Origin of the sequence: Asticcacaulis sp. AND118 (assembly GCF_020535245.1) — a bacterium.
GTDB lineage: Bacteria > Pseudomonadota > Alphaproteobacteria > Caulobacterales > Caulobacteraceae > Asticcacaulis.
Map to the genome: position 1 here is coordinate 1,154,667 of NZ_CP084910.1, position 23,433 is coordinate 1,178,099.

Here is a 23,433-nt window from a genome sequence, read left to right on the forward strand (position 1 = left end):
GGATCAGAACGTGTTTTAATCTTTTGTATTCTCGCGCATTTGATTCCGAAAACCGTCGAACATTTTTCGGAACGCGCTCTAAATTACAGATTGTTAATCTGCAATGGCGTCAACCCGATCAGCGCCCGCATAAAGCCCGCCTGATCGTCGAAGCGCGCCGTGATGGGCAGATAATCGATCCGTTCACGCCATTCCGGGCTGAGCTTCACCCAATCCTTTTCGGTGGTGATCAACCGCGCGCCGCGCGCCTGCGCCCCCAGTTCAAGGGTCGTTAGGGCGGTATCGCTCAGCGGTTCGTGGTCGGCAAAGCCGTGAAAATCGACGATGTCGTAACCCAGACTTTCGAGCGTGGCGTGGAATTTCCACGGCTTGGCGATGGCGGCGAAGCCCACGACCTGACCCGGCTCGGATCGCGGCAGGGGGATCAGACGCGCGACGTAGACCGGCAGGTCGCCGAACAGCTTCATCAGCCGCTGATCGACGACGGACGTCTCATCGGGGAGCCACAGGACGACGATGTCGGCGCGCTTGAGGGCGATGGGCAGGGGCTCGCGCATCGGTCCCATCGGAAACACCGAACCGTCGCCGAAGGGCCAGGCATCATTGGTGGTGTCGCCGTCGACGACCAGCAGGTGCACGTCCTTGGCGATTTTCGTATTCTGGTGCGCGTCGTCGGCAAGGGCGATATCGAAGCCGTCGCCCTCGATCAGGCGCAGGCCTTCGGCACGGTCGCGGGAAATGACCATGTCGTAGTCGCGCGCCAGCATCAGGGCCTCGTCCCCGACCTCGGCGGCGCTGTGGGTGGCGGGATCGACCCTGACCGGCCCGCTCAGCGAACCGCCATAGCCGCGCGACAGGCCGCTGGCTTTCAGGCCCAGCTTCTTCAGGCGGCGCAACAGTTCGCGCTCGATCGGAGTCTTGCCCGAACCGCCCAGCGTCGCATTGCCGACCGAGATGACGCAGACGGGCGAACGATAGGGCTTGGCGGTCAGAAACCTAGTGACCGTGACGGCTTCCCACAGCCACGCCAGCGGGGCGAGCGCATAGCGGGTCAGCGGTGCCCCCTTGGCCTTGCGCTTATACCACCAATCGGGGGTCTTCAGTCGGCGGGCTTTAAGCGGCATCCGCCGCCTCATCCGTCGGTCCGCTGCCGGGCAGGAAGGGTTTGAGATGCGCCATGACGGTCTCCAGCGTGCCGGCCTCGCGCTGGGCCAGCGCCTGAGCGATGCGGTGGGCATCGAGCAGAGCGGCGGGATTGTCGATCAGGCCCTGCGCCAGAAAGCCCAGTTCCTGACGGCCGCTGACCTTGAAGGCCGCGCCGGCGTCGAACATCTGATCGTAGACAGCGTCCCAGTTATACAGGTCCGGACCGGTGATCACGGCCTTGCCCAGACGTGCGGCCTCCAGCGGATTGTGGCCGCCGATCTTTTCGGAAAAACTGCCCGCCATGATGACCATGTCCGCCAGCCGGAAAAACACACCCAGTTCGCCGAGGGTGTCGGCCAGATAAATATGCGTGGCCTCGGCGGGCATGTCCAGCTTCGACCTTTGGGCGACGCGAAATCCCAGCGCTTCCAGATCGAGCCTGATGGCTTCGGCGCGCACCGGGTGGCGTGGCGCGACGATCAGCAGCGCCCCGGTCTGACGCAGAATCTCCTCCAGCGCCGTGGCGATATAGACCTCTTCGGTCGGGTGCGTGCTGGCGGCGAGGATGACGGTGCGGCCGGCGAACTGCGCCTCCAGCGCCTCGCGCTTTTTCTCATCGTCGGGCAGGAGGGTGCCAATGGTCTTGAGGTTGGCCAGCGGTCCCATCTGTTCGGCATCGTCGCCGACCATGTCTCTCAATCGTTGATCGGAGCCCGTATCCTGCGGCAGGATCAGGGCGAAGCCCTTGAGCAGCAACTGCATCAAGCGGCGGATATTCTGCCAGCCTGCGTGGGTTTTGGCGGTGATGCGCGCGCTGACCAGCAGGCGCCTGACGCCGCGCCGGTCCAGCGCCGTCAGCAGGTTCGGCCACAGATCGCTTTCGATGAACACGGCCAGATCGGGCCGCCAGTGGTCGAGGAACTTCGTCACCGCCTGCGGCGTGTCGAGCGGGGCGTACTGATGCACGGCGCGCTCAGGCAGGCGCTGCGACAGGATTTCCGCCGAGGTGGTGGTCGCCGTAGTGATCAGAACGTAGAAGTCCGGATTTTCGGTCAATAGTTGATTTATAACCGGCAGGGCCGACAGGCTCTCGCCGACGCTGACTCCGTGCACCCAGACCAGCGGCCCGTCCGGACGCGGGTGTCCGGGGATGCCGAGGCGCTCATTGAGACGCGCCGGGTCTTCCTTGTTGCGCGCCGCGCGGTGCCACAGCAGGTTGGGCGCGATGGCGTGAAAGGCCTTCATGGCGGCGGCGTAGAGGCTGAGCGTCAAGGTCATGCGGCCCCCGTTGACGCACCCGTCATCTGGTCGGCGCGGTCGGTCAGGGCGCTCAGGCGCGTCCCCAGTTCGAGGCGCAGGGCCTCGACCTCTTCTTCGCCGGCTTCGGGCGCGATGGCGGGATGGACCTCCCACAGCATGGCCCCTTTGGCGAAGGGCAGGGGGATGCGCTGACGGTCCCAGCTATTGAGCGAGAGGAAGCGCGACGACGACTGCCCGATCAGGATGACCGGCGCGCCGGACATCTGCGACAGCTTGAGCGAGCCTTCGGTCATGTCGCGGGCCGGACCGCGCGGACCGTCAGGGGTCAGGGCCACAGCATTGCCGGCGCGTATCCAGCGCAGCATGTCGCGGAAGGCCTGAGCGCCGCCCTTCTGCTTGGTCGGGTCGGACTTCTTGGCCGCCGAACCGCGGATGATGTGATAGCCGAAGAGGGTGTTGGTACGCACTGAAAAGTCACCGCTTTTCGACAGCGAGACCAGAATGGCCATCTTCTGCGCGCGGTCGAGCGGCCAGCAGGCGGGGGCATAGTGCACGCGCTGATGCCACAGCAGCAGAAGCGCGGGCCCGCCCCTGTCCCATACGGCTTCGGCGGCTTCGCGCCCTTCGTGGGTCCAGCGCGTCGTGCGGTAACAGAAGCGCAGATAGCCGACGATCAGCCCGGCCATCAGCTTCTGGAAAAAGTCGGATTCGAGCAGGGCCTTCATGCGCTCACCTCTGCTTCGATCGTCTCTGGCGAACGCTCGAACTGCGTGCGGTAAAGCTCGGCATAGAGGCCGTTGCGCGCCAGCAGTTCGTCGTGCGTGCCGCGCTCTGTGATCTGCCCGTCGCGCAGGACGAGGATCAGGTCGGCGTGGCGCACGGTCGACAGGCGATGCGCGATCATCAGGGTGGTGCGGCCGTTCATCAGCCTTTCCAGCGCCTGCTGCACCTTCACCTCGGACTGGGTGTCGAGCGCAGAGGTGGCCTCATCGAGCAACAGCAGGGGCGCGTCTTTCAGGAAAGCGCGGGCGATGGCGATGCGTTGCTTCTGACCGCCCGACAGGCGCGAGCCGCCTTCGCCGACGCGGGTGTCGAGGCCGTCGGGCAATTCGCCGATGAACTCCAGCGCCGCGGCGTCACGGGCGGCCTGCACGATCTCGGCCTCGGTGGCGTCCGGGCGGCCATAGGCGATATTGGCGCGGATGGTGTCGTCGAACAGGAAAGGGTCTTGCGACACCAGCGCGATGCGCTCGCGCAGGGATTGGAGCGTTACGGCGCGTTGGGGCGTGTCGCCGAAGCGGATTTCGCCGTCCGTATAATCGTAAAAGCGGGGAATGAGGTTGAGCAGGGTCGACTTGCCCGAACCCGACGGCCCGACCAGCGCCACCGACTGACCGGCGCGGGCCTCGAAGCTCACCCCGTCCAGCACCGGCTTGTCGCCATAGGCAAAGGTCACATTGTCGAAGACGACGCGGTCGAAGGGCCTGAGCGGTTGCGCGCCCGGCGCATCGGCGATTTCCGGGGCGACGTCCAGCGCAGCAAACAGGCGGCGGGCGGCGGTGAAGCCTTCGGCCATGACGGTTTGCAGATTGGCCAGTTGGCGCAACGACTGCCCCGCCGCGCCCAAGGCCGAAATATAGGCGGTGAAGCCGCCGAGCGTCATGCCGCCGGACTGGGCGCGCCAGCCGGCATAGACGATGACGATGGCCAGAACCATGGTGGTCAGGGCTTCGGTGACGGGTGCGGCGGCGGCGCGGGCATTGGCGCCTTTGATGATATGGCTCTGGCGGCGGTCGATGACGGCATCGACGCGGCCCTGCTCATAGGCTTCGCGGTTGTTGATCTTGACGATTTTCACCCCGTCGAGGCTTTCCATGATGGCGGTGGACAGGGAGGAGGTTTCGTCCATCGCGCCTTGGGCGGCCTTTTTGGTGCGGCGGTTGTACTGCCCCAGCACGGCCCCGATAACCGGCCCGGCGATCAGCACCCCCAGCGACATGCGCCAGTCGAGGCTGAACATGGTCAGCATCATGGCGATGACGATGCCGCCGTGCTGGACGTAGTTGATCACGCCGTTGGTCGAGGCTTCGCGCATCAGCCCGGCGTCGAACAGCACCGAAGACAGATAGGCGCCAGAATGGGCCTTGTTGAGGTGGCCGAGGTCGGCATGGACCATATTGCCGAACAGTTGCGACTGAATGCGGCCGACCAGCGAGTGCCCGACGCGATTGACCGAGGTGGCCATACCCAGTTGCGCCATCAGGCGTACGGCGGTCGCCCCGATCATGACGATCGGCACCCAAAGCAGCGGCTGGGCGGCGATCAGGGCGGGCACCTGAGAGGCGGCGGGCGAATCGGTCTCGCCGAACAGCATCTCCACCGCCGGTTTCAGGAACCAGATCAGGAATTGCGTCGAGAGGGCCACCAACACGGCGCAAACGATAGCTAGCGCCAGAAAGCCCTTGTATTTTTGCAGATAATCGCGCCACACCCGCGCCATTATGGCGCGCGTGCCGGTATCCGGCGTAACAGTGAGGGCGGCGGAGGATGGGGTCATGAAGGGGTATAAGTGACTGAACCTCAAACTATATAGGGTTATGCCCATCCCGGGCAAAGCCAATAGTTTGTCATCCGGTGCGGAAATCTGTATATCCCGCCGGTCTTTGTTTGGTTCGGTCCCCGTGAAGCTGTTCAAGAAACGTAAAACGCCCAAGGTTTTCGACACCTCGACGCCGTGGGGGCTCTTCAAGACCTATCTGGCCTTCCTGTGGAACGACCACGCCTATCTGCGGGTGGGCTTCACCAATGCGCACTGGATCGACGACAAGATGGTGCGCACCAATCAGCCGTGGCCGTTTCAGCTCGCCTGGTTCCAGAAGCACGACGGCGTGCGCACGGTGATCAATCTGCGCGGGGGGCAGGGCGCCTTTTTCGCGCTGGAACGCCACGCCTGCGAAAAGCTGGGGCTGGATCTGGTCGATTTCATCGTCACCTCGCGCGATGTGCCGTCCGCCGAGGCGATCCTCGAAGCTGAAAAGCTGTTCGACACGATCCAGTATCCGGCCCTGATGCACTGTAAATCCGGAGCGGACCGCGCCGGGATCATGAGCGTGCTCTACCGCCATCTGCACCTCAAGCACCCCTTGCGCGAGGCGGTGCAAGAGTTGGGGCTGCGCACCCTGCACATGAAGGCGGGCAAGACCGGCGTGCTGGATTACATCTTCGACTGCTACTTCGCCGAAGGCGAGCCGCGCGGCATGAGCTTTGTCGAATGGACGCAATCGGACCTCTACGACCCGGTGAGGATCAAGTCGGACTTCAAGGCCGCGTGGTGGGGCACGCTGCTGACCGAAAAGATATTCCGCCGGGAGTAGGTCGCAGTTGCACCCCCGCCCTTTTTCGAGCAAGCTTTGGCGCTATTGCTGAGCGAAACGGGGTATCGCCATGTCTCTGAAAATTGTAGCGGCAAGCCTGGCCCTGCTGGCCTTGACGGGTTGCGCTTCGACGTCGGAGCCTGTCGCGGGCACAACCGAAGCCGCCCTTCCGTCGCCCAAGGCGTGCAAGGCGCGCGATCTGGTCTTTACGAAAGACGCCAACGGCAAGGGCTATTGCGTCACCGAGGCGCAGGCCAAATGCCAGCAGTCAGCGCTTCTGGTGCTGGGCGACGCGGATTGCCTCAACACGCTGATGTGGAAAGACAATACGTCGCGCCCGGAGCCACTGCCGCACGGCACGGCGGTGACGCCGACCAAGCCGAAATGACATGAGGGGCCGAATTTCATTTTAAACTTGAAAATCCGGGTGTTTTCTGGTAAATATAGTACCAGATATGGAAAGCGAGGCTTTTGCAAGATCGCCATATCACGCCCGCCCACGAGGCCAGCATACCACGGTAAGGGGCACTCGCACGGCTTATGCCATAATAAAGACCCCGAAAGGGGTCTTTTTTATTTAGGGTATTGGCCTGTTATTGAAATAGCTCTGTTTCAGTATTTGCCTTATTTTTTGACGGTTCTTGATGCGCGTGGCATCGATCGTCTTTTCATAGGCGCTTTTCACATTGAATTCGAGATGAATGTCAGGCCTGCGACTCGGAAAAACAGAATAGACAATCAGATATTTCATCCCTGATTGTAGCGGGCTTTCACACATAGCCAGATTATTGACGCGGTTGCGATCCGTAGACTGCCACGTATAGTCGTTATTCAGGATGAGGGCTTCACATATTCCTGGAAGTCGTCGGGACAGGCTGTAACGCACTGTGCAAAAGGTGCGTGAGTGACCGCCCTTATCAAGGATCACGCATTCCAAAGAAGCGGCATCATGCGCTGTCGAATAGACATGCGAGTTAAAGGAAAGCCGTAGGATCAGATCGGTGCCGTCACGGGCATGCCCTTGCAGGATTATCCTGAAAGGCTGCAAATGGTGTAAACTATAGTTCGTACCATTCGACGAAATCGGGCCGTGATTAATAGTCAAGCTTTTAATCGTTGGCGGGATTGAGCAGCTTGTGCGCGTGTATGACGAAATAGCGCATCAGGGCGTTATCGACCGTGGACTGGGCCTTGGTGCGCCACACGGTCTTGGCCTCTTCGTAGGTGGCGTAGGCGCCGACGAATTCGATGGCCTTGAGGTCCTTGAACGAGGTCGAGCCGGGGGCCGTCAGTTCGCCGCCGATGACGAGGTGCAGAAGTTGATTGTCGCTCATAATCTTACTCTCAGAGGGTTTCGAGGGAGGGAAGGGCGGCGCAACGACGCCGGATTTCGGGGTAGAGGTCGCCATTGGCGCAGATCAGCGAGGGTTTCAGGCTGTCGGGCGCGTTGAAATCGTAGGCCTGCCCCAGATGGTCGGAGACGACGGCACCGGCCTCGTGGCAGATAAGGGTGGCGGCGGCCACGTCCCAGTCGCGCTTGGGCGTCAGGGCCAGCGTAAAATCGGCGCGGCCCGCCGCCACGCACACCATGCGATAGGCGACCGAGGGGCGCGAGGTTATGGTCATTTTCGGCCAGGGTTCCGGCCAGATGTCGCGGCTGAACAGGCGGGCGTCGCCGATGCCCTGCGCGTTATCGAGCGTTTTTGTAGCCGAGGCCTGGATAGGTTCGCCGTTAAGGAACGCGCCCAACCCCTTGCCTGCACTGTACATTTCGTTGGAGTCCGGCGCGTAGACCACGGCGGCGACCGGCTGATGAGCCTGCACGAGACAAAGCGCGATGGTCCAGTAGGGCGAGCCCTTGGTGAAGCCCATGGTGCCGTCGATGGGATCGAGCACGAACAGGTGCGACTGGGTCAGACGGGCGTCGGTGTCGGGCGATTCCTCGCTCTGCCAGCCATAGGTCGGGCGCGCGTCGAGCAGCGCCTCCTTGAGCCACAGATTGACCTCCAGATCGGCATTGGTGACGATCGAGCCGTCGGACTTGTACGAAATGTTCAGGCCCTGCGCCTTGAGGTGCTGAGCCAGCGCGCCGGCGCGGCGCGCGCGGTCGATCAGCAGATCGAGATCGTCCTGAAGCGTCGCCGGAGACCTGCCCATCACTTGCCCCCGATGGTCAAAGCGTCGACCAGCACCGACGGCGTGTCGAGCGTGCCCTTGATCTCAAGGTCGGAGGCGGGCTCAAGGCGCGCGAAGATGTCGATCAGATTGCCGGCGACGGTGATCTCATTGACCGGGTAGGTGATTTCGCCGTTCTCAAACGCAAAGCCCGACGCCCCGGCGGACCAGTCGCCGGTGTCGGAATTGACGCTGGGGCCGAACATCGAGGTGACGATGACGCCCGAACCGGCGGCCTTCATCAGGTCGGCGGGCGAGCGCGCACCGGGGCTGAGGATGATATTGTGCGCCGAAACGCCCGCCGGATGGGCCAGGGAGCGCGAAGCGTGGCCGGTCGAGGCCATGCCCAGTTGACGCCCGGCGGCGGTGTTGAGCAGCCAGGTGGTCAGCACGCCGTCTTCGATCAGCTTGCGCTCCGACACTGCCACGCCTTCGTCGTCGTACAGGCACGAGCCCAGACCGCGCTTGCGGAACGGATTGTCGATGATGTCGACGCCGGGCGCGAACAGGCGCTGACCGAGCTTGTCCTTCAGATAGCTGGAGCCGCGCGCCACCGAGGTGCCGGAAATGGCCCCCAGAAACAGACCGATCAGCGACTTGGCCGTGCGCGGTTCGAACAGAACCGGCGCGGTCTGGCTGTCGATCTTGCGTGCGCCGAGCGCCTTCAGCGCGCGCGCGGCGGCGACCGACCCGATGGCTTCGGGGGAGGGGAGGTCGGACAGATAGCGCGTCGAGCGGCCTTCGCCGTCGCGCTCCATGCCGCCCTTGGCGTCGGTGGCGATCAGGCGCGCCGACTGGAACGACAGGCTGGTGCGGTGCTCGCCGCGGAAACCGCCGGAGGTCAGCAACTGCCATCGGGTGAAGCTCTGGCCCGCGCTGGCGCTGTCGCTCTGCAGGCGCGGATCGATCAGGCCCGCCGCCTCGCAGGCCAGCGCCCGCTCGCGAAAGGCTTCGGCATTCAGTTCGGTGGGGTCGAAAATGTCGAGATCGAAGGCGTCGCCGCGCCAGAGCAGCGCCGGATCGGCCAGACCCGCATAGGCGTCGTCGGGAGCCAGTCGCGCCATGGCGACGCAGCGTTCGACCAGACGTTCCAGCGTGCGGTCGGAAAACTCCGAGACCGACACCACGGCCTGCTTTTGCCCGGTGAAAACCCGCAGCCCCAGATCGGCGGTTTCGTCGGACTCGACCGTCTCGACCTCGCCCTTGCGCACGCCGACGCTGAGGGAGCGGCTGGTCGAATAGACGGCTTCGGCCGCGTCCGCGCCGCGCGCCCGCGCCATGCCGATGACGCGCTCAAGCAGCGCCGGGGTGTCGGTGCGGGCAGGGGGCTCTGTTTGCAGGTGCAGCATGAGACTATCTAGGCGTGGCAGGGGTGTGGGCGCAAGTCTCAAATGGAACGATTCCAGCGCCTTCGGCTATCATAACTCTGTTTTATAGGATTATTTCCTACCGATTAGTATAATCTTTAGGGGGTGCGCATAGATTTACGGTAAATGCGCAGTCTGCGGTGGGGTGCGCGTCATCGTAAGGTTATTTATGCTGTCCGTAACCGAACGCGCCGGGGGGCTGCGACGGCTTTTCAGCCGCCTGTTCCGTCGACTGAAACCGGGACGCCGTCCCGGTGAGGTCGATCCGGCCGAATTGAAGCGCCAGAAGGTGATGGCCCTGCGGCCCATCGTGCGCGGCCTGTGCGGCGTGGTGGGCAGCTACTATATCCTTATCTTCGTCGCCCACTTCTTTTATGAGACGGGCATCGCCCTGCCGGTGCTGACCACCCTGTCGGCAGTCACGGCCCTGACGTGCTGGGCTTTCTTCATCTGGACGCGCGGCACCGAAGCGATGGGGCGGCTCGAAATCGCCAGCCTGGTCGTCAATCTGTTGATGTACGCCAATGTGGTGACCTATCAGGGCCTGCATTTCGAGCCGGCCAAACTGATCTATTTCGTCCTGCTGACTCTGGTCTACGCTACCTCCGCCGCGTCCCTGCGCGTGGTGTTGCCGACCTGTTGTCTGGCGGTCGTGACCATGTACATCATGGCCAGCGGCGCGGGTTTCCCGGTGCTGAAACAACATATCTGGGTCGGTATTGCCGGCATCACCACGGCTTTCGGTATGGCCGGCATCATGCGATCGACCATTTTTCGCGCCGTACATGCCCGTGTGCTGGCCGAAAAACACCGCCATGAGGCGCAGGTTCTGGCGCATTATGACGCCCTGACCACCCTGCCCAACCGCCGCAGCTTCTTCACCGAACTGGAAGTGGCCATGGTGGGGGCGCAGCGCGGCCACCCGTTCGATCTGGCCCTGATCGATCTCGACGGCTTCAAGCCGGTCAACGACCTCTATGGCCACAGTGTCGGCGACGCCCTGCTGATCGAGGTGGGCAGCCGTTTGCGCGCCGTCGTCGGCACGCGCGGGGTCGTGGCGCGTCTGGGTGGCGACGAATTCGCCCTGATTCTCAACCGGCAGCATACGGATGACGACCTGCGCCGTTTCGGCGAAGACCTGTGCGACGCCTTGCGTCAGACCTATGTGCTGGGCGGCGGGGTCAACGCCAATATTTCCGGCTCGGTCGGCTTCGTCCATTCGGACCCGGCGGGCCAGTGGACAGCGTCTCAGATGCTGGAGCGCGCCGACTACGCCCTCTATTACGCCAAGCAGAACCTGCGCGGCGCGCCGGTCATCTTCGATGCGCGCCACGAAAACGAGATGCAGGATTTCGGCGCCGTGGATCAGACCCTGCGCTCGTCCGATCTTGAGCGCGAACTGTACATCGTTTTTCAGCCGCAGATCGACCTCAAGGCCCAGCGCACCGTCAGCTTCGAAGCGCTGGCCCGCTGGCAGTCGGAAAGGCTGGGGGCGGTGCGTCCGGACATCTTCATCCGCGCGGCGGAACGTTCCGGCCTGATCAGCGACATCACCCTGATCCTGCTGCGCAAGGCGCTGGTGGCGGTGCACGACTGGCCTGCCGACATGCGCGTGTCGTTCAACCTGTCGGCGCGCGACCTGCACTCCTTACCGGCCATCGCGCGAATCTGCGACACGGTGCGCGAATCGGGCGTCGATCCCAAGCGCATCGAGTTCGAGATCACCGAAACCGCCATGCTGACCGACTTCGATCAGGCGCTGGAGGCTCTGGCCCTGCTCAAGGGCATGGGCAGCCGTATCGCGCTGGATGATTTCGGTTCGGGCTATTCGAGCTTCGGTTATATTCACCGCCTGCCGGTCGACAAGATCAAGATCGACCGCAGCTTCGTGACGCAACTCCTGCGCCACGATTCGACGGTGAAGATCATCAAGACGCTGATCGACCTTTGTGAAAACCTGTCGCTTGAGCACGTTATCGAAGGCGTGGAGACCGCGGCGGAACTGCGCCGTCTCAAGGATATAGGTGCGCGCTATATTCAGGGCTACTACTTCTCCGAGCCCATGCGCGCAGACACGATCGCCGCCTATCTGAGCGCCGAGACGTGGCGTGAAGGGCTCAAGGAAGCGAGCTAGAGTAGGTTTCGATGTGGTAAGATCGAAACCTACTCTAGCCTTTTGCTTTGACGCGCATTTGATTCCGAAAACCGCTGCACACTTTTCGGAATGCGCTCTAATCCTTCTTCGACGCCCCCGCTTCGCTGAGGGCGATGGCTATGGCCTGGTCGCGCTTGGTGACCTTGTCGCCGCTTGAGCTTTTCAGGTCGCCGTCCTTGTATTCGCCCATGACCTTTTCGATCTTGCGCTTCTGGGCCGGGGTTTGCTTGGCCATGATCCATGCTCCTGTGATGATGGGAGTCTGCGCCTGGCCGGATCAGGAAGCGATCAGGATTTGCGCGCCCAGTTGAAAGCATCGAGCGGGATCGACTGCGCCATCTTCGCCGCGCCGGCATCGTTGGGGTGCAGGCCGTCCTTCACATCATAGGCCTTCAGCAGCCAGCCGGGCCGTGCCGGGTCGTCCAGCGCCTTGTCGAAGTCGAACACCCCGTCGAAGACATCCGATTGACGTATCCACGCATTCAGCGCCACGCGCCGCGTCTCCTTCTCGTCGGCGTAATAGTCTTTGAAGGTCGTGCCCTTGAAGGGCGTCAGCGTCGCCGCATAGACACGGATGCCGTGGGCCTGCGCGCGGGCGGCGATCTGGGTCAGGCCCATTTTGAGGGCCTCCAGCGGCGCATAGCCCGCGCTGTCCGGACCGGCGGCGTGGCCGAGATCATTGATGCCGATGAGCAGAACCACGGCCGCAACATTGGGCTGCGCCAGCACGTCGCGGTCGAAGCGGGCCAGCGCGCCGGTGCCGAAGCGCGCCCAGGTGCCGTGATTGAGCAGGCGGTTGCCGCTGATCCCGGCATTGACGACGCTCAAGGGGATGTTGGCGGCGCTCAGGCGCTCGCTGAACTGGTCGGGCCAGGGCTTGCCCTGATCCGGCGTGATGCCGAAGCCGTCGGTGATCGAATCCCCGAAGGCGACGAGGGCCTGCGTACGGGCGGTGACGACCTCGACGCCCGACATCCACGGAAAGGCATTGCCGATGCCGATATCGGTCCTGGCTACCGGCAGTTCGGCGGCAGCGGTTTCGCGCCCCCCGGTGACGTAGAGCGCGCCGCGCTGGATTTCGTGCAGAGTGGTCAGGGCGGCCGGGCCCTTGACGTAAAGGCTGAGGGCGAGGTCGGCATGGGCTTCGACGGTCAGGGCGATCGGGTCGCTGAGGACATACGCGCCGGGCGGGATGGTCACGCCCGTCTGACCGTTGAAGGTCGCGGCGCGGTCGCTTTGCGGGTCGATGCGCGCGCCGTCGACGCGCTTCGCCACGCGCAATTCATCGATGCGCAGCGGCGTGTCGCCATAGGCGTTCGACAGGCGGATGCGCACGGCGCTGCCCCCGGCGCTGAGGCGGACGATCTGGCGCAGCGTCAGGTCTTCGATCTGGGCCTTGTTGCCGGAGGGCTCAGGGGCCGCGTACCATGACGGCGTCCAATGCTGAGCGGTTCGGGCGAAGGCGGGCAGGGCGGGGAGCAGACTCAGGCTCGTAAGGCCGGACATCAGCGCGCGACGGTTCAGAACGGACATGGCGACTCCCCTGCGAAATTTGGCGCATCTAACGCTATTTTCTACCGAAAAGAAACCGCCCCTCTCCCGTGGTTGAGAGGGTGGCGCGTAGCGTCGGGTGGGGGGGTATACCCCGTTCCGAAGTGCACGTTTTCAAACGCTTAAGCGCAAATTCCACCCATCTGTCCCCGGTGGCCAACCTTCTGTCATGCTGAGCCCATGACACACGCCGACCCCCATACCCCTGCCTATAGCCGCCTGATGCGCCTGGCCGATCAGGTACTGAGCGCGCTCGAAACCGCGCCAAGCCCGACCAATGCGACGGAGATTGCGCGGGTCGCCCGCGCCATCCTCGCTGCCGAGCGTATGCTGCGGGCGATCTACACGCCGCTGGTGAAGGCGAAGCCCGCCCGGTCTGCCCCCTCCGCCTCGACAAGCTCGGCACCTCCCCCGTTGCGCCCTGACGGGCTTACAGGGGAGGATGAACGCGAACCATCCTCCCCTGTAGCGCAGCGTACGGGGGAGGTGGCAGCGAGCGAAACGAAGGTGACGGAGGGGGCGAGGCCAAAAGACAACTGGCAAAGAGGTTGGGCCGACAAACAGGCTCATATGCGCGAACAGCGCGCGGCTCGTACCGGCAAATGGCCGGATGGCACGCCTTACAGGAAGTCGGGATAAGCTATCCTCCGTACGGGCGGAGAGAGAAGATTACTTCCAGATCGGTTTGCCGTTGCCCGGCAATCCCATGGCCGCCCATTTGGCCGAAACGCGGTCGATGACGGCCTGTTCCATGTACAGTTCTTCGCCCCATTCGCGGTGGGTTTCCGGCTCCCACTTGTTGGTGGCGTCCAGCCCGACCTTCGAGCCCAGTCCGCTTTCCGGCGAGGCGAAGTCGAGATAGTCGATCGGCGTGTTCTCGATAATGGTCAGGTCGCGCGCCGGGTCCATGCGCGTCGAGACCGCCCACATGACGTCCTTCCAGTCGCGGCAGTTGATGTCGTCGTCCACCACGATCAGCCATTTGGTGTACATGAACTGACGCAGGTACGACCACGCCCCCATCATCACGCGCTTGGCGTGACCGGGATAGGCTTTCTTAATCGAGATGACGGCAATGCGGTAAGAACACCCTTCCGGCGGCAGCCAGAAGTCGACAATTTCCGGAAACTGTTGACGGATCAACGGGATAAAGACTTCATTTAACGCTTCGCCCAGTACCGAGGGCTCGTCGGGCGGACGGCCGGTGAAGGTAGACAGATAGATCGGCTGCTTGCGCCGCGTGATCGCCGTGACCTGAAACACCGGGAACTTTTCGACCGAATTGTAGTAGCCGGTGTGGTCGCCATAGGGGCCTTCGTCGGCATATTCGTCGAGCAGCACGTGGCCTTCGAGCACGATTTCGGCCTCGGCGGGCACCATCAGGGGCACGGTCTTGGCGGGCACCAGTTCGGCCTTGGCCCCGCGTAGAAGCCCCGCGAACTGATACTCGCTGAGCGTATCCGGCACCGGCGTCACGGCGGCAAGGATGGTGCCCGGATCGGCCCCAAGCACGACGCAGGCGGGCAGGGGCTCTGTCTTTTTGGCCTTTTTCCAGCGGGCGTGATGCTGCGCGCCGCCGCGATGGGCCAGCCAGCGCATGATGGCGCGGTCCTTGCCCAGCACCTGCATGCGGTAGATGCCGAGGTTGAAATCGTCTTCGCGCGCATCGGACGGACCCTTGGTGACGACGAGGCCCCAGGTGATCAGCGGCGCCGGCTCGCCGGGCCAGCAGCCCTGCACCGGCAGGCGCGTCAGGTCGATGTCATTACCGGTCTGCACCACCTCCTGCACCGGTGCCTTGGAGACGGTCTTGGGGCGCATCCCCATGACGGTCTTGGCCAGCGGCAACATGCTGAGCGCGTCCTTGAAGCCGCGCGGCGGTTCGGGCTGACGCAGGAAGGCCAGCAGTTCGCCGACTTCGCGCAGATCCTGCGGATTGGTGCGGTCCTTGCCTTCGAGCGTGACGCCCATGGCCACGCGCTTGACCGTGCCGAACAGGTTGACCAGCACCGGCATGTCGGATTTCGAGCCATCGGGCAGGATGACGTTTTCGAACAGCACCGCCGGGCCTTTTTCGGCCAGCAGACGGGTCTGGATCTCGGTCATTTCAAGGTGCGTGGACACCGGCTCGCTCACCCGGACCAGTTCGCCTTCGCGTTCGAGCTTGGTTATGAAATCTCGCAGGGACTTGTAGGCGCTCATGACCGGGACTTTCGTTAAGCGCATTCCGAAAAGTGTGTGCGGTTTTCGGATCAAAATGCGCGACAAAGAAGTGCCGCGAGACATAGGCCGATGAGGCGACGCCTGCAAGGGCGTTCCGTCCGGCGGAAGCCTGATCTCTGCTCCCTGTGCCGCCGGGGGAAGGGGGCTATTGCGCTCTTCTCTCCTCCCTGCGCGTTAGCGTGGGTAGGTGGATTTTGCCGGAGGCAAAAGACGGAGGGGGGCGACTCTGAAGGCGGGTGTGGCACAGGTTTTAGCCGTGCACCCTCTCAAGGGGCAAGGGGTTGGTCTGCGGGACAGTCGCCCCCCCTCCGTCAGCTTCGCTGACACCTCCCCATCGCTACGCGACAGGGAGGAGAAACAAGCCTATTGTGTCGGCGAATCTGAGATAGAGCATGACCCAACTTCTGATCATCGGTGCCACAAGCCTTGTGGGGCAGAGGCTGCGCGACATCGTGCCGCAGGCTGTTTTCACCACGCGCAAACCGAAACAGCCCAACGACCTGTTCCTCGACCTGACGCACCCGGACGCTTTCGAAGGGGACGGCTTTGCCCATGTGGTCGTGACCTCGCCCCTCTGGCTGATCACCGACGCCGTACTGGAAAAACTGTGGGCGCAGGGGATGAAGCGCCTGGTCGCCTTTTCCTCGACCTCGCGTTTCACGAAGACCTTTTCGCCGCAGCCGGAAGAACGCCGCGTCGTCGAGCTTCTGAGCGAAGCCGAGGCGCGCATTGAGGCCTTTTGCGCCACGCACGATGTGGACGGGACGATCCTGCGGCCGACCCTGATCTATGATGAGGGCCGCGATCAGAACATCAGCCGTATCGCGGCGACCATAGACCGGCTGGGCGTTTTTCCGGTGTGCGGGCGGGCGTCGGGCCTGCGGCAGCCGGTCCATGCCCGTGATCTGGCCAGGGCGGCTCTGGGCGTGCTTTCGACCGGGGCGACGGCCAACCGCGCCTATGACCTGTCGGGGGGCGAGACGCTCAGCTATCGCGAGATGGTGGCGCGGATATTTGCCGCCAAAGGCCGCCCGGCGCGTATCCTTAGCCTGCCGGAGTGGGTGTGGCGTCTGGGGTTCGGGGTGTTGGGCTGGCTGCGGCCCGGTGCGGCGCTGAAGGGCAATATCCATATGGCCTTGCGCATGAATACCGATCTGGTCTTCGATCACACGGCGGCCACCCGCGATTTCGGCTATCAGCCGGAATTTTTCAAGCCAGATTTTTGAGGCCGGATTTCTGAAGAATCGCCTCAGCCGTCCACACCGCCTGACTGAAGCAGGCTTGCAACAGATAACCGCCAGTCGGGGCCTCCCAGTCGAGCATTTCGCCGATGGCGTAGACGCTGTTCAGGGCCTTCAGTTGGTAATCCGGGGTCACGGCGTCGAACGCAACCCCCCCGGCGCTCGATATGGCGCGCTCCAGTCCCTGCGCGCCCGTGAGCGTCAGCGGCACGGCCTTGATCAGGCTGGGTATTTGGACGGGCATAATCTCCCGACCGCCTTCGCGCAGGACGGCGATCTGGGCCGGGCTGAGGCTCAGCGTCTTGCGCAGCCTGTTGCTTAAGGAATCGGTCTTTGCCCCGCGCGATAGCTTGTTCTGGATCTGCGCTTCGGACAGTTCCGGCTTAAGGTCTAGCGTCAGGGTCGCCGATCCGCGCCGTTCGATGGCGTCGCGCAGGGCCGCTGTGAAGGCGTAGACCAGCCCGCCCTCGATTCCGTCGCGGGTCAGCATCAACTCGCCCTTGCGCGTGCGACCGTCGAAGGTGAGGGCTACGTTCTTTAGGGGCTCTCCCGCGAATTTGTCGCGAATCACCTCGCTCCACGGGACCCGGAAGCCCATATTGGCCGGACGCAGCGGCGCGATGGCCACGCCTTTGTCGGCAAGAATCCCCGTCCAGCCGCCATCGGAGCCCAGACGCGGCCAGCTTGCTCCGCCCAGCGCCAGCACGGTGACGTCGGCCTGTACGCGGACGCGCTCGCCCTGATGGTCGAACAGTAGTGCTCCGTCGTCCCAGCCCCGCCAGTCGTGGCGCAGATGAAAGCGGACGCCCATGCCGGAATTTGAGGCCTCCAGCCGCGCCAGCCAGTTGCGCAACAGGGGCGAGGCCTTCAGCGCCCTGGGGAAGACCCGCCCGCTGGTGCCGACGAAGGTTTCGGCTCCCAGCCCGTCGGCCCAGTCGCGCAAGGCTTTGGGCGGAAAGGCCTCGATGACCGGCTTCAGCGCGGCGGCGCGTGCGCCGTAGCGTCCCACAAAAGCAGCCAGCGGTTCGGAATGGGTGAGGTTCAGCCCGCCGCGTCCGGCCATCAGGAACTTGCGCGCCACCGAGGGCATGCGGTCGTAGATATCGACGCGCAAACCCGCGGCGCTGAGCCGCTCAGCCAGCATCAGCCCGGCGGGTCCGGCACCGATCACGGCGATGGAAGGAAACGAGGTCATAGCCGTCCTTAATCCGTCCCGAAGGGGGCGGGCAAGGGGGCCTGTGCGGATTGAGAATAATTCTTATTTATCGAAAAATCAAAAACGATCGATTTTCTTTTTGGCGCGCCCGGTCCTAATCTGATCTCACAACAAGGAGACACATCATGCGTCTGTTCGCCAAAACCCTGTCCTACGGCACCATCCACGTCATGGTCGCGTCCACCGTCGCCTATGTTCTGACCGGAAACTGGGCCATCGCCCTCGGTATAGGCCTGTTGGAACCCGTCGTTCAGACACTGGTTTTCCCGCTGCATGAATATATCTGGGAGCGCAAGGTCCCGGCAAAGCTGGAACTGTTCCATAGTCACTGAGGAAGGTGTCTCACCACGGAAAATACAGAAGGCATGGACGTCATTGTACTCACAGCAAATGTGGACGCACCAAATTTTCCGTGCTTTCTGTGTTTTCCGTGGTTAATTCTAACGCCGTTTCCATGTCTCCCGACCCAGGCGTCGAGCCTGTGGTTCGGACGCTCGTTTTTCCGCTCCACGAACATCTGTGGGAGCCTAAGTCGGGCCGTATCAAGGGGGGGCCACAAACATCAGCCAAGGGTAATCCCTGCCGCTTACTGTTCCTTTATTCCGCCTTTATTTTCCGGCTTCATTATCCGATTGCCAGCCGGTGCGGTTCGGATTAACCCTCTCGCATCTGTCCTGTTTTTTGGAAGGGTTGCGTCAATGAAGCGCCTCGTCATCATCTCCCTGATCGCCATTCTGCCGGTGCTTTCGGCGTGCAACACCATCAAGGGCGTCGGCCGCGACATCGAATCGGTCGGTGAAGCCCTCGACAACGCCACCCATTAAAGCGGCCAAAGGGATGGCGCAGCAGGTTTGAACCGGCTATCACTGCGCCATGACCGACCCTGATCCTGAACGCCTCACCCAGCACGGGTTGCGACCGCTGGTGAATTTTCTCCAGCAGGCGCGCACCCACTATCTGGAACAATATCGTTCGTTCATCGAAAACCACCGCATGGCGGGTAATGCCGGCGAGCCCGAAGCCTTGCTGGAGGCCGACGACGCCACCCTGTTCGACAAGCTTCTGGTGGCGGACTATCTGATCACCGACGCCGACCCGCGCGTGGTGCGCTTCGAGCCGTCGCGGATGCTGAGCTTCAAGCCGATCACCGTGACCATTACCGGCATGGACATCGTCATCGAGCGCCTGCGCTGGGACGATGTGGTGGTGTTGAGCGATGTGGCCCTGCCGCTGAAGACCGATCTGCAGGTGTGGTTCGAGGACTGGACCACGCCGCGCGAAGGCGAGGACGAACACCGCGAACCGCTGGCCAATGTGCTGCACAGCTTCCGCTTCGAAGAAGGGCAGTTCCGCATCGACTTCGGTTCGGCCCCGCCGGCGGCGCTGATCGACCTGTTCTTGCTGCTCAACGAGTCTGGCGCGAAGTCGGTGCGGTTGGTTTAAGGCGATTTGACCACGGAAAACACGGAAAGCACGGACTTCATTGCGCGAAGCGTGCTTAAATTTACAAGCCGCGCGATGAAAAGGCCCTTCGGGTAAGGTCAGAGCCGCACGGTTTCCGTGCTTTCCGTGTTTTCCGTGGTTTAACCCCTCTTACTTCTTACGCAGTTCGATCTCGGCGATCAGGCGGTCCAGCGCCGTCTGGATGAATTTGAGGTTCGCTTCGTCGGCAAAGTGACCGTCGACGAACTTCTTGTCGATGGCCGGGATGACCACTTCGGCGCCGCCCAGCGGATGCGCACCGATGGCCGCCAAGGTGCCGCGAATCTGCCCCTGGGCGCGCACGCCGCCGGTCGAGCCGGGCGAGGTGGTGATGATCAGCACCGGTTTGCCCGCCAGCGCCGCCTTGCCATAGGGCCGCGACAGCCAGTCGATGAGGTTCTTGGTCGAACCCGGCATGGCGTAATTATATTCCGGGCTGGCGATAATGACGCCGTCGGCGGCATTGACCTGAGCGCGCAGGCGCGTGACGCCTTCCGGATTGGGCTCGATATCGAGATCCTGATTATAGACCGGCACGTCGGCGACCTCGGCCACCTCTATCTCAATACTGTCTGATCCTTTGGCGGCCGCCTGAGCCGACAGGGTGCGCAGCAGGGCGGTGGTGTACGAGGCCTTGCGCAGGGAACCGGAAATCGCAATGAGCTTGAGGCTGGACATGTCGGTATCTCGCATTATCTGTAATTTGTATGGCTACACATAGGCCGCGCCGGGCGTCCCTGCAAGCATCATAGGCATAAAGGCTTGCACCGGGGAGAGGGAAGGGGGCAAGGTAGCGGCCTGTTCGATGAGGTTTCATGTCCGCGCATCACGACCACACTGACCCTGATCCCGGCCCCGATCATGGCCCTGATCATGGTCATCATCACGATCACAGCCACGATATAGGTCCGGCCACCGATCCGGCCTATCGCCGCGCCCTGTGGTCGGTCATGGCGATCAACGCCGTGATGTTCTTTGTCGAAATCGGCGCGGGCCTGCAAAGCCAGTCGAAATCGCTGCTGGCCGATTCGCTCGATTTTGCCGGCGATGCGGCCAATATCGCGCTCAGCCTGTTCGTGATGACGGCGTCGGTGGCGGTGCGGGCCAGGACTTCGCTGCTCAAGGCGGCAACCATGTTTCTCTTCGCCTTCTGGATCATGGGCACGACCCTGTGGCAGGTCTATACGGGCGAGGTGCCGCGCGCCGAGGTGATGGGCCTGATCAGCATTCTGGCGGTCGTGGCCAATGTCGGCTCGGCGCTGTTGCTATGGAAGTATCGTGAAGGCGATTCCAACATGATGTCGGTGTGGCTGTGCACGCGCAACGACGCCATCGGCAATCTGATGGTGCTGGGGGCGGCGATCGGGGTGTGGTTCACGCAGAACACCCTGCCGGATGCGATCGTGGCGCTGGTGATGGTGGCCATGGGGCTTCAGGCCGCGACGCGCATCGCCGAACAGGCGTGGGCGGAATTGAAGGCGGCGTGACTCTCCTCCCCATTGCGGCGCGACAGGGAGGAGATTAGAGGCCCAATCCTCGTAACCTTTCGCGCAAAGCCGGAACGATTTCCGCCTCGAACCACGGATGACGGTTCAGCCACAGGCGATTGCGTGGCGATGGGTGGACCAGCGGAAAGAAAGCGCCATAACCCTCAGCCTGCCGCACCCGTTCGGTCAGGGACAGCCGGTCGCTCAGATAATAGCCCTGCGCATAGGCGCCGATCAGCAGGGTTAGTTCGATATGGGGCAGGGTTTCCCTTACACGGGCGTGCCACAGCGGCGCGCATTCCGGGCGCGGCGGATTGTCGCCGCCCCCACCTTTACGTGTCACCGCCCGACCCGGATAGCAGAAGCCCATCGGCATGATGGCGAAGCGGCTCTGATCGTAGAAGGCCTCCGGCGTGACCTGCATCCAGTCGCGCAGGCGCTGGCCCGAAGCGTCGTCCCACGGGACGCCCGACGCATGGACCCTGGTGCCGGGAGCCTGACCGACGATCAGCACGCGGGCGGCGGGGTTACCCGCGCGCAGAACCGGCCGCGGCCCCAGCGGCAGATGCGCCTCGCACACGCGGCAGGCGCTGATCTCATCGAGAAGGGTCAAAACAGGCTGTCCTGCATCGGGGCGGTGTCATCGTCGGCGATATGGAAGAAGTCTTCCGGCGGCAGGGCCGGATCGAACAGGGTGTTATCGAGCCAGGCCTTCCATTGACGACGTCCGACGACGACGGGCTCGCGATCGTGCAGCGCCGCCATCTGCGCCCTTGCGGCGCGGGTCAGTATTGTGAAGGTGTCGCCCTCCCACAGGCCGGCAAAGACCAGAGGCTCGTTATCCTTGCGCGTGATGCGATGGCGGCGTTTAGGGTTGGATGGTCCCGACCACTCATAGAAACCGGCGACCGGCACCAGGGCGTGACGCCGTGCAAAGGCATCGCGGAAGCTCGGCTTTTCCGCCGCCGTTTCGATACGGGCATTGAAGGTGGAGGCCTTCGGCGCATCTGTCGCCCAACCGGGGATCAGTCCCCAGCGCGCCGTCATCAGGTTCGGCCCGGCGGTGATTATGGGATAGGCGAGGGTGGGTTTGACCACATTGACCAGCACTTCAGCGATGACCTCATCATCGATACCGAGGCTTTTCAGAAAGTCGCGCCATTCTTTCAGCGCCAGAAATTGTCCGCACATCCGTCAACTATAGAGGGGCGCTATCCGGAAACAAGACTGGCTCTCTGGCGCGTTTTTCGTTAGGACGGCGGCATGTCCGAGACCTTTACCCGCATCTATGACGGCGCAGAGCCTATCCGCCTCAACAAATGGCTGGCGCAATCGGGCGTCTGTTCGCGGCGCGAAGCCGATGCCTTCATCGCCGACGGGCTGGTCAGCGTCGATGGCGAGGTGGTGCTGGACGCCGGGCGCAAGGTCGAGGCGGGGCAGAGCGTCAGCTTTAATCCTGAAGCGCAGGCCTCGCTCGACGCCAAGCTGACCGTCGTCTATCACAAGCCGGTGGGCATCGTGTCGGGGCAGCCGGAAGCCGGCGAGACCCCGGCGGTGCGCATGATCCGCCGCCCCAACCACTGGGGGCAACTGACCCAGTGGCCCAATCAGGACTCGAAGCTCGCCCCGATCGGGCGGCTGGATAAGGATTCGCGGGGACTGCTGATTCTGTCCGAGGATGGCGTGCTGGCCAAGGCCATCATCGGCCCGGACAGCGAACTGGAAAAGGACTATACCGTCCACGTTCGGGGGCCGATCTTCGAGGCCAAGCTCAAATGGTTGCGGCACGGGCTGGAACTGGACGGGCGCAAGCTCAAGCCCGCCGTGGTCGAGCAGGTCGGCGCGCAGACCCTGCGCTTTGTACTTAGGGAAGGCCGCAACCGTCAGATCCGCCGCATGTGCGACATGTGCGAACTGCGCGTGGTCGATCTTTACCGCTCGCGCATCGGGCCGGTGGAGATCGGCGACCTGCCTGAAGGCCAGTGGCGACTGCTGACGCCGGAAGAGCGCACAGCTTTGCTCAGGGCCTGACATTCGTTTCGGGTGCAGGGGCGGTGCCCCTCCCGCCGGCGGCTCTTCCTACTTTGCTGTTCGAAAACACGTCTCCACGTGATCGTCGACCATGCCGACGGCCTGCATATAGGCATACATTATAGTGGAGCCGACAAAGCTCATGCCGCGTTTTTTGAGGTCTTTCGAGAGGGCGTCGGATTCCGGCGTCGAGGCCGGTACGTCGCGCAGGGTCTTCGGGCGGTTGCGCTTCGGCTGACCGCCGACAAAGCGCCAGACATAGGCGTCGAACGATCCGAATTCTTTTTGTATCGCCAGGAAGACGCGGGCGTTTTTTCGTACCGACCAGATTTTCAACCGGTTGCGGATGATGCCGTCGTCGTGTATCCGCGCCTCCAGCTCTTCGTCGGTGAGGGCGGCGCAGGCGGCCACATCAAATCCTTTGAAGGCGGCGCGATAATTGTCGCGGCGTTTGAGAATCGTCTCCCAGTTCAGTCCCGCCTGAGCGCCCTCCAAAATCAGCATCTCGAACAGAAGGCGGTCGTCGTGGACCGGCGCGCCCCATTCGTGGTCGTGATAATGCACATAATGCGGCTTCGATTCGTTGACCCAGCCGCAGCGCGTCATTTTATTTTGGCCGTCGGACATACATCGTCTCCTTTGGCGGCAGCTTAACGCCGTTTCGCCGTCTTTTTGTCAGCAGAACCGCCGAAGCAAGCCGGAAAATCCAAAAACTTTTGTCAGGG

The 23,433-nt window shown here is 63.0% G+C and carries 26 protein-coding genes; 10 read left to right on the forward strand and 16 right to left on the reverse strand.

Annotated features, from left to right (window positions below; translation table 11 throughout):
* Window positions 1–83: 83 nt before the first annotated feature.
* Genes lpxK through LH365_RS05640 form a run of 4 tightly spaced genes read right to left on the reverse strand, consistent with a single transcriptional unit; the run spans window position 84 to window position 4,963 of the window.
* Window positions 84–1,124: a tetraacyldisaccharide 4'-kinase gene (lpxK, locus tag LH365_RS05625; RefSeq protein WP_226745189.1), complete on the reverse strand. Its 1,041-nt coding sequence runs from the start codon at window positions 1,122–1,124 to the stop codon at window positions 84–86.
* The gene (locus LH365_RS05630) at window positions 1,114–2,424 is read right to left on the reverse strand and encodes a 3-deoxy-D-manno-octulosonic acid transferase (protein ID WP_226745190.1); all 1,311 of its coding nucleotides are present in this window, start codon (window positions 2,422–2,424) and stop codon (window positions 1,114–1,116) included. The genes lpxK and LH365_RS05630 overlap by 11 nt, the downstream gene beginning before the upstream one ends.
* Window positions 2,421–3,131, reverse strand: coding sequence for a lysophospholipid acyltransferase family protein (locus LH365_RS05635; RefSeq protein ID WP_226745191.1), 711 nt, complete (start codon window positions 3,129–3,131; stop codon window positions 2,421–2,423). The genes LH365_RS05630 and LH365_RS05635 overlap by 4 nt, the downstream gene beginning before the upstream one ends.
* Window positions 3,128–4,963: an ABC transporter ATP-binding protein gene (locus LH365_RS05640; protein WP_226745192.1), complete on the reverse strand. Its 1,836-nt coding sequence runs from the start codon at window positions 4,961–4,963 to the stop codon at window positions 3,128–3,130. The genes LH365_RS05635 and LH365_RS05640 overlap by 4 nt, the downstream gene beginning before the upstream one ends.
* A gap of 124 nt (window positions 4,964–5,087) precedes the next feature.
* On the opposite strand from LH365_RS05640, the gene LH365_RS05645 reads away from it, so the two are divergent.
* Both LH365_RS05645 and LH365_RS05650 read left to right on the forward strand, forming a co-directional pair.
* Window positions 5,088–5,780, forward strand: a complete 693-nt coding sequence (locus LH365_RS05645; protein WP_226745193.1) for a protein tyrosine phosphatase — start codon at window positions 5,088–5,090, stop codon at window positions 5,778–5,780.
* A gap of 70 nt (window positions 5,781–5,850) precedes the next feature.
* Window positions 5,851–6,168, forward strand: coding sequence for a hypothetical protein (locus LH365_RS05650; RefSeq protein WP_226745194.1), 318 nt, complete (start codon window positions 5,851–5,853; stop codon window positions 6,166–6,168).
* A 189-nt stretch (window positions 6,169–6,357) separates the two neighbouring features.
* Here LH365_RS05650 and LH365_RS05655 read toward each other — a convergent pair whose 3' ends face one another.
* Genes LH365_RS05655 through LH365_RS05670 form a run of 4 tightly spaced genes read right to left on the reverse strand, consistent with a single transcriptional unit; the run spans window position 6,358 to window position 9,304 of the window.
* Complete coding sequence (locus tag LH365_RS05655; protein WP_226745195.1) at window positions 6,358–6,885, reverse strand: hypothetical protein; 528 nt, start codon at window positions 6,883–6,885, stop codon at window positions 6,358–6,360.
* Between the two features lie 4 nt (window positions 6,886–6,889).
* On the reverse strand, window positions 6,890–7,114 hold the full coding sequence (locus tag LH365_RS05660) for a DUF4170 domain-containing protein (RefSeq protein ID WP_226745196.1): 225 nt from the start codon (window positions 7,112–7,114) through the stop codon (window positions 6,890–6,892).
* A gap of 10 nt (window positions 7,115–7,124) precedes the next feature.
* On the reverse strand, window positions 7,125–7,937 hold the full coding sequence (locus LH365_RS05665) for a 3'(2'),5'-bisphosphate nucleotidase CysQ (RefSeq protein WP_226745197.1): 813 nt from the start codon (window positions 7,935–7,937) through the stop codon (window positions 7,125–7,127).
* Window positions 7,937–9,304 carry a TldD/PmbA family protein gene (locus LH365_RS05670; protein ID WP_226745198.1) on the reverse strand — a complete coding sequence of 456 codons (1,368 nt, stop codon included), beginning with the start codon at window positions 9,302–9,304 and terminating at the stop codon, window positions 7,937–7,939. Before LH365_RS05670 ends, LH365_RS05665 begins: the two co-directional genes overlap by 1 nt.
* Before the next feature lie 187 nt (window positions 9,305–9,491).
* Here LH365_RS05670 and LH365_RS05675 point away from each other — a divergent pair, with 187 nt between their 5' ends.
* The gene (locus tag LH365_RS05675; protein ID WP_226745199.1) at window positions 9,492–11,456 is read left to right on the forward strand and encodes a bifunctional diguanylate cyclase/phosphodiesterase; all 1,965 of its coding nucleotides are present in this window, start codon (window positions 9,492–9,494) and stop codon (window positions 11,454–11,456) included.
* 97 nt (window positions 11,457–11,553) lie between these two features.
* Here LH365_RS05675 and LH365_RS05680 read toward each other — a convergent pair whose 3' ends face one another.
* Together LH365_RS05680 and LH365_RS05685 are read right to left on the reverse strand one after the other, a co-directional pair.
* Window positions 11,554–11,712: a DUF6496 domain-containing protein gene (locus LH365_RS05680; protein ID WP_226745200.1), complete on the reverse strand. Its 159-nt coding sequence runs from the start codon at window positions 11,710–11,712 to the stop codon at window positions 11,554–11,556.
* A gap of 53 nt (window positions 11,713–11,765) precedes the next feature.
* On the reverse strand, window positions 11,766–13,010 hold the full coding sequence (locus LH365_RS05685) for an SGNH/GDSL hydrolase family protein (protein ID WP_226745201.1): 1,245 nt from the start codon (window positions 13,008–13,010) through the stop codon (window positions 11,766–11,768).
* A 198-nt stretch (window positions 13,011–13,208) separates the two neighbouring features.
* Between LH365_RS05685 and LH365_RS05690 the strand changes: the two genes are divergently transcribed.
* Window positions 13,209–13,667 (forward strand): hypothetical protein, encoded by a 459-nt coding sequence (locus LH365_RS05690; RefSeq protein ID WP_226745202.1) that lies wholly within the window; start codon window positions 13,209–13,211, stop codon window positions 13,665–13,667.
* Between the two features lie 30 nt (window positions 13,668–13,697).
* Here the strand turns inward: LH365_RS05690 and LH365_RS05695 are convergent, their stop codons facing one another.
* Window positions 13,698–15,230 carry a UbiD family decarboxylase gene (locus tag LH365_RS05695; RefSeq protein WP_226745203.1) on the reverse strand — a complete coding sequence of 511 codons (1,533 nt, stop codon included), beginning with the start codon at window positions 15,228–15,230 and terminating at the stop codon, window positions 13,698–13,700.
* Between the two features lie 413 nt (window positions 15,231–15,643).
* Between LH365_RS05695 and LH365_RS05700 the strand changes: the two genes are divergently transcribed.
* Complete coding sequence (locus tag LH365_RS05700) at window positions 15,644–16,477, forward strand: NAD(P)-dependent oxidoreductase (protein ID WP_226745204.1); 834 nt, start codon at window positions 15,644–15,646, stop codon at window positions 16,475–16,477.
* Here LH365_RS05700 and LH365_RS05705 read toward each other — a convergent pair.
* A complete protein-coding gene (locus tag LH365_RS05705) occupies window positions 16,461–17,687 on the reverse strand; it encodes a TIGR03862 family flavoprotein (protein ID WP_226745205.1) in 1,227 nt (408 codons plus the stop codon). The genes LH365_RS05700 and LH365_RS05705 overlap by 17 nt on opposite strands.
* A gap of 146 nt (window positions 17,688–17,833) precedes the next feature.
* Here LH365_RS05705 and LH365_RS05710 point away from each other — a divergent pair, with 146 nt between their 5' ends.
* From LH365_RS05710 to LH365_RS05720, 3 genes are all read left to right on the forward strand, one after another.
* Window positions 17,834–18,040, forward strand: a complete 207-nt coding sequence (locus tag LH365_RS05710) for a DUF2061 domain-containing protein (protein WP_226745206.1) — start codon at window positions 17,834–17,836, stop codon at window positions 18,038–18,040.
* A 366-nt stretch (window positions 18,041–18,406) separates the two neighbouring features.
* Window positions 18,407–18,532: an entericidin A/B family lipoprotein gene (locus tag LH365_RS05715; protein ID WP_226745207.1), complete on the forward strand. Its 126-nt coding sequence runs from the start codon at window positions 18,407–18,409 to the stop codon at window positions 18,530–18,532.
* A 49-nt stretch (window positions 18,533–18,581) separates the two neighbouring features.
* On the forward strand, window positions 18,582–19,151 hold the full coding sequence (locus LH365_RS05720; protein ID WP_226745208.1) for a hypothetical protein: 570 nt from the start codon (window positions 18,582–18,584) through the stop codon (window positions 19,149–19,151).
* Window positions 19,152–19,301: 150 nt separating this feature from the next.
* Here LH365_RS05720 and LH365_RS05725 read toward each other — a convergent pair whose 3' ends face one another.
* Entirely contained in the window at window positions 19,302–19,868 is a 567-nt protein-coding gene (locus tag LH365_RS05725) for an NADPH-dependent FMN reductase (protein WP_226745209.1), read from the reverse strand.
* A 137-nt stretch (window positions 19,869–20,005) separates the two neighbouring features.
* On the opposite strand from LH365_RS05725, the gene LH365_RS05730 reads away from it, so the two are divergent.
* Window positions 20,006–20,677: a cation transporter gene (locus LH365_RS05730; protein WP_226745210.1), complete on the forward strand. Its 672-nt coding sequence runs from the start codon at window positions 20,006–20,008 to the stop codon at window positions 20,675–20,677.
* Between the two features lie 34 nt (window positions 20,678–20,711).
* On the opposite strand, the gene LH365_RS05735 is transcribed toward LH365_RS05730, so the two are convergent.
* Both LH365_RS05735 and LH365_RS05740 read right to left on the reverse strand, forming a co-directional pair.
* Window positions 20,712–21,290 (reverse strand): uracil-DNA glycosylase family protein, encoded by a 579-nt coding sequence (locus LH365_RS05735; RefSeq protein WP_226745211.1) that lies wholly within the window; start codon window positions 21,288–21,290, stop codon window positions 20,712–20,714.
* The gene (locus LH365_RS05740) at window positions 21,287–21,868 is read right to left on the reverse strand and encodes an SOS response-associated peptidase (RefSeq protein WP_226745212.1); all 582 of its coding nucleotides are present in this window, start codon (window positions 21,866–21,868) and stop codon (window positions 21,287–21,289) included. The genes LH365_RS05735 and LH365_RS05740 overlap by 4 nt, the downstream gene beginning before the upstream one ends.
* Before the next feature lie 72 nt (window positions 21,869–21,940).
* Between LH365_RS05740 and LH365_RS05745 the strand changes: the two genes are divergently transcribed.
* Window positions 21,941–22,708, forward strand: a complete 768-nt coding sequence (locus LH365_RS05745) for a pseudouridine synthase (RefSeq protein WP_226745213.1) — start codon at window positions 21,941–21,943, stop codon at window positions 22,706–22,708.
* A gap of 48 nt (window positions 22,709–22,756) precedes the next feature.
* Here the strand turns inward: LH365_RS05745 and LH365_RS05750 are convergent, their stop codons facing one another.
* A complete protein-coding gene (locus LH365_RS05750; RefSeq protein WP_226745214.1) occupies window positions 22,757–23,335 on the reverse strand; it encodes a DNA-3-methyladenine glycosylase I in 579 nt (192 codons plus the stop codon).
* Between the last annotated feature and the right edge of the window lie 98 nt (window positions 23,336–23,433).